This is a genomic window from Paenibacillus sp. NPDC058174 (genome assembly GCF_042883865.1).
In the GTDB taxonomy this organism is placed as follows: Bacteria; Bacillota; Bacilli; order Paenibacillales; family Paenibacillaceae; genus Pristimantibacillus.
Window position 1 is genome coordinate 298,770 of record NZ_JBHVUY010000005.1, and the last position, 7,534, is coordinate 306,303.

Consider the following 7,534-nt stretch of genomic DNA (forward strand, 5'->3'; position numbering starts at 1 on the left):
CCGCTAGAATGAAGTCAGATTGACGTGACGGAGGGCTGAAGGATGGCTAAGCAAGCGATAATAGAAGCCCGCAACCTGTGCAAAACCTATTCGACAGGGAGCGAGCAGTATCATGCAATTCGCAATATTGATCTGGAGATTTATGAGGGAGATTTCACCGTAATTATGGGTAATTCGGGGTCCGGGAAGTCCACGCTGCTGTATATGCTGAGCGGCCTTGATGGCTTGACGGCGGGAGAGGTTCAGTACAGAGGAGAGAGGATTGACGGCTATAGCGAGAAGGAAATGGCGGCGTTCCGTGCAAGCAAGCTAGGTTATATTTACCAAAGCATCAACCTGGTGCCGGATTTGACGATTATGGAAAATATCGCTTTGCCCGCCTATGTTGCGGGCGGCGAGCCCAAAGCGGTGCGGGAGAAAACGCAATCGCTGATGAAAGCGATGGAAATTGACGGCCAGCGCAACCGGCTGCCTTCCCAAACCTCCGGCGGCCAGCAGCAGCGGGCTGCAATCGCCCGGGCTCTCGTAAATTCCCCTGATATTATGTTTGCCGACGAGCCGACTGGCAGCTTGAATTACGAGCATGGCATGGCGATTCTCGATATTTTAACGTCGAGGAACCGTCAGGGGCAGTCGATCGTGATGGTTACCCATGACATCAAGGCGGCTTGCCGGGCTGACCGGCTTATCTATATTCGCGATGGCAAGGTTGGCGGCATATTGGAGTTTGACAAATATGAGGAGCAAGCCGTGCAGCAGCGAGAAAGTATTATTTTCGCCTATGTAACGGGGAGGGAGCAGCAATGAGGGCGGTATGGGCGCTTTGCCGCGCAAGCTTGTACCGGAAAAAGCTGCAGAACGGTCTCATTGCGCTGCTCATTTTGCTCGCTGCACTGCTGCTTGGCACATCGGCAACAGTGCTGTCGAATACGGACAATTTGTTTAATGATGTGCACAAGCGGACGAATGGCGCACATCAGATTTTGACCATAACGAAAGGCCTGCATGATCCGCAGCAGCTTTATCAATGGTGGAACGAGCAGGAGGGAGTGGCGGCATCGGAGCCTGTTGCGTTCCGCTATTTGTCGGGAGTCAGCTATAAGGGAGAAGAGCTGCCTAATTTATACGTAATGATGATGGATACGCCTGCGCAGCCTCCTTCCGTAGACCGGCTGTTATTTGCAGCTGGAGAAGTCGAAGAGGCTCCAAAGCCCGGAATGGCTTGGATTCCTACATCCTTAGCCTATACGCAAGGGATAAAGGCGGGAGATATGCTGTCGTTTAAGACTGGTACTGGGGTGTTTGAGCTCCGGGTATCTGCTGTCTTCATCGATCTCCCGTTCGGTGCGCCATTCGCGACTACCTCGCGCATCTGGATGAATCATCATGATTACATGCAGATCATGGAGGAACAAGAGGGCAGGGACAGCTATATGCTGGGGCTGCGGTTTCAAGACTATGAGCGTCAAGGCGAATACTGGGAAAGCTTTGAGCGGCACTTCGACATGCCTTATCTGGAAGAGAAAGTGGAGTTCGAGGAAATATCGGCCTTTTACTTAATATTGAACCGGATTATCGGTTTTGTAATGATAGGCCTCGGAATCGTCATGATGCTGATCGGGTTGTTTACGATTGGCTATACGATCTCGGATGCGATTCTATCGAATTACCGGACCATCGGCGTCCTGAAGTCGACAGGCTTGACCTCCGCTCGCATCGTTGGGGCTTATGCCCTGCAATATGCTATTCTGGCGACGGCTGCTATTATTCCGGGACTTGCAATTAGCCGTTTCGCATCGGCGCTTATTCTTAACAACTCTTTATCGGTTCTGAAAACGTCGGAATCTAATGCTGCGGCTCTTCATGAGGGAGGAGGGCTCGCGGTTGCCGCGGGATTATTCCTGCTGCTGCTTGTAATCGGTTGTTTGCTGAGCTTCAGCGGGAAAATCAAGTCGGTCCAGCCTGCACAAGCGATTCGCTATGGCATGTCGGAGGCGCAAAGCGGCCGTATGGCCCGCCGTCTTGGAGCCGGCATAACGTTTGGACGCTGGCCGATTAAAGCTGTTATCGCTTTTAAGCATATCGTCAAAAACGGAAAAAGCTCCTTGCTCGTTGCAGCGCTGGCAGCTATGACAACGGCTGTCCTCGTATTTAGCTGCGTCTTGCTTAACAGCATCATCTCCATTAAGCAAACTGCCGCAGAGTGGGGCTATGATACAGCCGATATTTCAGTATCGTTTTATAATAAAGAAGCGTATTCCAGCGATGAATTTGAATCGGTTGTGCGAGGAGACGCCAGAGTCAAAGATGCAGGTTGGCTCACTTTGCTGAATGGTGTTTTGCCATCAGAAAAAGGAGCCTTGGGTTCGGCAAGCATCTCTCTGGGAGCACTGGACGGCAGCTATGATCAACTTGGCTTTACCGTCCTTAAGGGAAGTAATCCGGTTCATCGAAATGAGATTGCTATAGGCATTAACGTTGCCAGCAAGTTTGGCAAAGAAGTCGGGGATACGCTGGACATTTACATTGAAGGCCGCAAGCACACGATGCTGGTGAGCGGGATCTACCAGGCAATTGCCAATATGTCCAACTCGGCTAGAATAATGGCTGATGCATTGAAGGTGAGCGGTGAGACGGGTAATCATGCCGCAGATGTCGCTTTTATTAATTTGCATGATTACGGGGACGCGGAGCAGATTGTCGCTGAATTAAACGGCAAATATCCGCAATCCGTCACGGCAGCAACACAGCAGGCACTGCTGGATTCGGAATTTAAAGAAGCGACTGCTGTGTTGATCGTACCATTGGGAATGCTGGCATTACTATTCGTGGGCGTAACCTTTATGATTATCTATAGCGTTTGCCGTATTGCGGTATGGAAGGAAAGCGGAACTTACGGTATCTACAAATCGCTGGGCATGACGAATGCATCGATTCGAGGTGCAATTACGCTAGGCGTCGCCGTTCTGACTCTAATTGGAGCGGGACTAGGCATCGTGATCGGCATTTTCGGCTTGCCGGGCTTGTTGAAATCTTTGCTGCTGGATTACGGTATCGCCAAGCTTCCGCTTATTTTACCTCCAATTAGCATTGCAGTGGCGTCAGTCGTTAGTGCGGCTGCTGCGAGCTTTGGGGCATGGCATGCATCCCGCTGGCTGGCCCGGACTTCTCCGCGAATATTAATTGTTGAATAGAAGGAATACGAGTTATTGAAATAGAACTAGACATCGTTCCAATAGGGGGCGAGGTTTGGTTCTATTTTTTATGCAACATGGCTTCTCAACATTTATACTATTAACAAACAAATCGGGTATCCATTACATTGAAGGAGAGGATGCGCTTGTTCGATCCTACCGTGTTCGATAATTTGAAAGTGGCCATCGAAAATTACGCCTATGATCTGGATAATCTCGACAGTACGATCCGGATTACGCACCGGGTTGACCGGCTGGAGATGGCCGTTATGTCGAGGCTGTTTGCCCTTCGGTTTACATTAGCTGATTCAAGCGATCTGTCTGCAGAACTGCAGCTGGAGGCATCATTGAAGGATTTGGCGTCTGAGCTGCTGGCGGTGGAAGGCGAGAATCCTGCCTGTACGCTGCGTTTGTTTTTCCATATGCCGATAGAGAATGTGGACAGGCAGTGTGAGCAAGTTGAGATGATCATCCAGGATATTTGGCAGCCCGAAGAGCCGCCTGTTCAAACTTTGTCATTCGCATACGGGCAGCAAATTCCGCAATATTCGAATACAATCGAGCTGGCGTTCCAGCGTAAAATCAATGAGGATCAAATGGAGGACATTCCGGAGCTGCTGGAGCATATGGTGAAGACGCTGTCGGCTCTCCTTTCTGTGTCTGAGGTTTGAGTGACAGGGAAGAAAAGAGGAATGAAAGGGGCGTTAAGCTCCATTCATTCCTCTTTGCCTGTTTATTCGTTCTCCAAGCGGTAGTCGTCGACCTTCTCGCCGTCTTCCCATATCTCCACGAATAGCGCATCGCAGTTTTCGAAATCGGCCGGTTTGAATGCGAGCGCTTTTTCCTCGTCGTCGCCGACGTACACATTGTCCATCCCTTCTTCATTAAATGAGAGAATGACATAAATTTTCACCTTAAAACCCTCCATATACATGTTTATTTTGCAGTATATCATAAAGCGGCTGACTGCTGCTTCTGATCGGGGGGATGATGGCTACTTGCCTTTACGCGTTAATTCAGAAAGAATGTCCCATTGCTCCGGGGTTACATCTGATAATCCGTTGAATTGCCCAGCGCCTTGAAGCCATTCGCCTCCGTCGATGGTGACCACTTCTCCATTAATGTAGGAGGCATAGTCAGAGATCAGGTATGCGGCGAGATTCGCAAGCTCCTCCTTATCCCCGGTACGCGCAAGCGGAATGCGGCCAATCATCTTTTGCTGGAATTCAGGTGTTGGCGACAGTCTCGACCATGCGCCTTCCGTAGGAAAAGGGCCTGGAGCTATTGCAGCTTGGCGAATGCCGTAACGGGCCCATTCTACAGCAAGGGAACGGGTTAGAGCCAATACGCCGGCTTTCGCTGCAGCGGAAGGTACGACATACCCGGACCCGGTGGAGGCGTAGGTCGTCACAATATTGAGCATCGTACCGTGATGCCCCTGCTCGATCCATCGTTTGCCTACCTCAAGCGTCGTGTAAAATGTGCCGTGCAGCACAATGTTCAATACCGCATCCACTGCGCGTGGAGAAAGCTTCTCCGTTGGGCTGATGAAATTGCCTGCCGCGTTGTTCACAAGCACATCGATCCGGCCAAAATGTTGCTCCACTGCGCTGATCAACGCCTCGATTTGAGCGGGATCACGAACGTCGCAGCTTTTATAGAAGACCGGGTTATGTTCGGTGCTCATCTCCATTGCTGCTTGCTGCAGTGTCTCTTCACGCCGGCTTGCAATAGCAAGCTTTGCTCCAAGTGCTGCGAATTTTTCCGCCATTGCCCGTCCTAGCCCTGTTGCGCCTCCAGTAATCAGTACGACTTTGTCTTGCAGTAAATCGTCTGCAAACAAACCCATATCAGCAGCTCTCCTTTCGTTAGTAACGAATGTCCTAATCTTTCTATTTATATAGAGAGAAGCTGAGGCTTACGACATCTTCTTCTATATATCGTACAGTTGCGCTGACGTTCCAAAACCGCGTTATGATATGATGAGAACAAGGCTATTACATAAGAAGGAGAATGACAGATGGCACTTGAGATTGAACGGAAGTTTCTGCTGGCACAGCCGCTCGACGCGATAGCGGACAAGCTGGTTAAACGGTCGGAGCAGCGGATTGAGCAAACATACTTGGCGCTGGACGCCAATCAGGAGCTAAGAGTACGGCGGATAACGGATCTGGCAACAGGTGAAGTGACTTTTACTCATACATTCAAAAAAGGAAATGGCCTTGCCCGCGAGGAAATCGAATATTCCATCTCGGAAGGGATCTATGCGCAAGTCATTCAAGCATTTGGCGCCGTACCGCTTACGAAAAACCGGATTACGGCAGAGTGGAACGGAATCGTCGTTGAAATCGACATCTACAATCAAATTCAATTAACGGTGGCTGAGGTGGAATTTGATTCTGTCGAGCAGGCGAACGCGTTTGCAGCACCGGATTGGTTCGGACAGGATATTAGCACGGAGAGGCAGTACAGCAATAAGGCAGTGTGGAAGCAGCTGCAAGCCGGGGGCGGATTCGCATGACCCGCAAGCTCGTATTTTTCGCAGGCGGAGCTGGAGCGGGCAAAACAACGCTCGCCAAAGCCCTCGCCGGAAAGCGGGGCATGGCGCTCTTTGATATGGATACGTTGCTGCAGCCTGCGGCTAAAGCAATTATGACGGCCGCCGGCCTTGATCCTTACGACCGTGATTCTGCGGAATATAAAAAGCTTTGCCGTGATCTCTGTTACCGGATTACGATGGATGCTGCCTTGGAAAATGTCGACCTTGGAACCGATACGGTTGTCATAGGGCCGTTTACGAAGGAATTAAATGATCCGCAATGGATCGAGCAGGAGCTTGCAAGTATAGGCGCTTCACTCCAAGACGTGGATGTGAAAGTCGTCATCGTCTATCTTCCCGATCAAGAGAGCTACCGTGGCAGAATCAGTCAGCGGGGGCTGAAGCTGGATGAGTGGAAGCTGGAGCATTGGAGTGAATTTAGCCGGTCCTTGGAGCGAAGGGAACTTGCCTGGAATCTTCCGGAGAGCTCGGTTCTGCAGTTCGACAACTCCGAACCGTTTAGCGAGTCGGCGATCGTGCGGCTGGAGGGTTTTATTGATGGCGAAGGCTGAATGGATTTACCATGAGAGACTCGGGCTGTACGCAGACTTGAGTTCTCTTTTTATGAGAAGCTTAATGAGGGTAGAGGTGTCTTGTTCTTGAGTGAATATATAGAAGCATTAGAACAATGGTTGAGGAAGCATGCCAATCCCGAACAAGCCGTTCCGATGCAGGCGTACATGCGCAATCAATTCCCATTCCTGGGACTGAAGTCGCCGGAGCGGGTAGAACTGGTCAAATCATTTTGGAAAGAACATGGAGTACCGAAAGGGGAGGAGCTATTAACTGCTGCAGTAGAGCTGTGGAGTTTACCGGAGCGTGAGTTTCACTACACGGCGCTGAATTTGCTGGATAAACGCAAGAAGACAGCAGAGATCTCGGACATTGCAGTATTGGAAAAGCTCATCGTCGAGCATTCGTGGTGGGATACAGTAGATATTCTTGCAGCTCATCCTATCGGCAGCCTCTTGCGTAAATATCCGGAGCTGGTGTCGGACTACACCGAGAAGTGGATTCAATCGGACAATATGTGGCTGCGCCGGACGGCGCTGTTGTATCAATTAAGGTATAAGGAAAGTACGGATGCGGAGAGATTGTTCCGTTATATGGAAAGCTGCAAGCATGAAGAGGAGTTTTTTATTCGGAAAGCGATCGGGTGGGCGCTGCGTGAATATGCGAAAAGCGATGAAGAGTCCGTAGTAAACTATGTACAGGGTGCTGGGTTGTCTCCATTAAGTGTGAAGGAAGCCTTGAAGCATATAAAGGCTTAATCCTTCTATAAGGGGGTTCAGAGGCATTGGTTTAACTTTTTTTAAAGTTTTTTTGAAAAACAGTTGCATTGTATTGTTCGTATGTGGTATATTCTAATTCCGGCCGAGAGAAACGCGGTTGGCGAGGTAAGCGAAGAGAGAGGACAAGCTGAACGGCTTGAAACTTTCATAAAAAAGCTTGCATCGAGATAACGGATGTGGTAAGATAACATTCGTTGTCACAAAAGAAATTGTTCTTTGAAAACTGAACAACGAGCAAAACTGCCCTTATGAATGGTTCGCCATTCGTAAGAAAAAGCGATAAAACAAGTAATGAGCAATCAACATCCTCGACTTCAATGAACCGATTTACTCGGCCAACTGAAAGCTCGTATAATGGAGAGTTTGATCCTGGCTCAGGACGAACGCTGGCGGCGTGCCTAATACATGCAAGTCGAGCGGACTTGAAGGAGTGCTTGCACTCCTGATGG

At 49.9% G+C, this 7,534-nt stretch carries 8 protein-coding genes and 1 rRNA gene; 7 read left to right on the forward strand and 2 right to left on the reverse strand.

Annotation, left to right across the window (positions count from 1 at the left end; translation table 11 throughout):
• Positions 1–42 precede the first annotated feature (42 nt).
• The 3 genes from ACFVVF_RS23245 to ACFVVF_RS23255 all read left to right on the forward strand — a co-directional run bounded on the left by ACFVVF_RS23245 (position 43) and on the right by ACFVVF_RS23255 (position 3,865).
• Positions 43–807: an ABC transporter ATP-binding protein gene (locus tag ACFVVF_RS23245; RefSeq protein WP_387814737.1), complete on the forward strand. Its 765-nt coding sequence runs from the start codon at positions 43–45 to the stop codon at positions 805–807.
• Positions 804–3,194 carry an ABC transporter permease gene (locus ACFVVF_RS23250; RefSeq protein ID WP_387814739.1) on the forward strand — a complete coding sequence of 797 codons (2,391 nt, stop codon included), beginning with the start codon at positions 804–806 and terminating at the stop codon, positions 3,192–3,194. The genes ACFVVF_RS23245 and ACFVVF_RS23250 overlap by 4 nt, the downstream gene beginning before the upstream one ends.
• A gap of 146 nt (positions 3,195–3,340) precedes the next feature.
• Positions 3,341–3,865, forward strand: coding sequence for a hypothetical protein (locus tag ACFVVF_RS23255; protein ID WP_387814741.1), 525 nt, complete (start codon positions 3,341–3,343; stop codon positions 3,863–3,865).
• Between the two features lie 62 nt (positions 3,866–3,927).
• Here ACFVVF_RS23255 and ACFVVF_RS23260 read toward each other — a convergent pair whose 3' ends face one another.
• Together ACFVVF_RS23260 and ACFVVF_RS23265 are read right to left on the reverse strand one after the other, a co-directional pair.
• Complete coding sequence (locus tag ACFVVF_RS23260; protein WP_042167003.1) at positions 3,928–4,107, reverse strand: hypothetical protein; 180 nt, start codon at positions 4,105–4,107, stop codon at positions 3,928–3,930.
• A gap of 81 nt (positions 4,108–4,188) precedes the next feature.
• On the reverse strand, positions 4,189–5,043 hold the full coding sequence (locus ACFVVF_RS23265; RefSeq protein WP_387814743.1) for an SDR family oxidoreductase: 855 nt from the start codon (positions 5,041–5,043) through the stop codon (positions 4,189–4,191).
• 171 nt (positions 5,044–5,214) lie between these two features.
• Between ACFVVF_RS23265 and ACFVVF_RS23270 the strand changes: the two genes are divergently transcribed.
• From ACFVVF_RS23270 to ACFVVF_RS23285, 4 genes are all read left to right on the forward strand, one after another.
• Positions 5,215–5,715, forward strand: coding sequence for a CYTH domain-containing protein (locus ACFVVF_RS23270; protein WP_387814745.1), 501 nt, complete (start codon positions 5,215–5,217; stop codon positions 5,713–5,715).
• Complete coding sequence (locus tag ACFVVF_RS23275) at positions 5,712–6,305, forward strand: P-loop nucleotide/nucleoside kinase family protein (RefSeq protein WP_387814747.1); 594 nt, start codon at positions 5,712–5,714, stop codon at positions 6,303–6,305. Before ACFVVF_RS23270 ends, ACFVVF_RS23275 begins: the two co-directional genes overlap by 4 nt.
• Before the next feature lie 87 nt (positions 6,306–6,392).
• Positions 6,393–7,064, forward strand: a complete 672-nt coding sequence (locus tag ACFVVF_RS23280; RefSeq protein ID WP_387814749.1) for a DNA alkylation repair protein — start codon at positions 6,393–6,395, stop codon at positions 7,062–7,064.
• A gap of 372 nt (positions 7,065–7,436) precedes the next feature.
• Positions 7,437–7,534: ribosomal RNA gene (locus ACFVVF_RS23285) — 16S ribosomal RNA — on the forward strand; the annotation flags it as partial.

Excerpts from the sequence above, each read along its gene's own strand:
- ACFVVF_RS23245 (WP_387814737.1), top strand. The coding sequence starts at position 43 with ATGGCTAAGCAAGCGATAATAGAAGCCCGCAACCTGTGCAAAACCTAT.
- ACFVVF_RS23250 (WP_387814739.1), top strand. The coding sequence starts at position 804 with ATGAGGGCGGTATGGGCGCTTTGCCGCGCAAGCTTGTACCGGAAAAAG.
- ACFVVF_RS23265 (WP_387814743.1), bottom strand. The coding sequence starts at position 5,043 with ATGGGTTTGTTTGCAGACGATTTACTGCAAGACAAAGTCGTACTGATT.
- ACFVVF_RS23270 (WP_387814745.1), top strand. The coding sequence starts at position 5,215 with ATGGCACTTGAGATTGAACGGAAGTTTCTGCTGGCACAGCCGCTCGAC.
- ACFVVF_RS23275 (WP_387814747.1), top strand. The coding sequence starts at position 5,712 with ATGACCCGCAAGCTCGTATTTTTCGCAGGCGGAGCTGGAGCGGGCAAA.